The organism is Candidatus Termitispirillum reticulitermitis (genome assembly GCF_054655775.1).
Map to the genome: position 1 here is coordinate 1 of NZ_BAAIHG010000200.1, position 699 is coordinate 699.

The window sequence follows — 699 nt, forward strand, 5'->3', positions numbered from 1 at the left end:
GCTATTGCTAACGACTATAAAGAGGAGTTAGGCTTTGTTGGTGCTGTGTCTTTCATTAAAGATGAACTAACTCACGGAGAGCTGTTTTACAAGGCAAGTAATGGCAAGATAGTCCCATTTCCGCCGTTTAAGGGTGCTACTGGCATCCCATTTGAAGAGCTAAATGAAGGACTGAACATTGGGCAAACTGCTACACCGCTAGACAAACAGTATGAAGGGCTAAAGGCACATCTTGTTAAGTTCTACCAAAACGAGGCTGACCACTACAAACGTATACTCTCTAAGGTGGAGTCTGAGCTTTTAGAGGCACAGGGAGCTAATCGTCTTAATGATGAGGCTAATATGATAAAGGCTAATCTTGCAATATTGTCAGATAAGGGAAGCTATGTATTAAAGAGCTATGAAAGTGGCATAGTTGTAGATGTGCCTTACGAATATTCAGCTGATGAACCCCCTGTTAAGTATATGGAACGCCTATATAAACGAGTAGCAAAGCTAAAACGAGCTTTACCGCTTCTTGCTACAAGACTAGAAGAGGCTATGCAACTGAAAAAAGCTGCAGTAGAGCAACTTTATTATATATCATCGGCTGATATATCAGAACTAAAAGAGCTTTCAGAGCTGCTAGACAAAAAAAAGTATAAAGAACCTAGAAAAACGACTGACAGCGGGAAAGATTTTATCAAATATGACTATGAG

At 40.1% G+C, this 699-nt stretch carries 1 protein-coding gene; it reads left to right on the forward strand.

Annotation, left to right across the window (positions count from 1 at the left end; all coding sequences use genetic code 11):
• Positions 1 to 699, forward strand: a 699-nt coding sequence (locus AC1MDJ_RS08270) for an NFACT family protein (RefSeq protein WP_479690437.1), incomplete at both ends; no start/stop codon positions are given.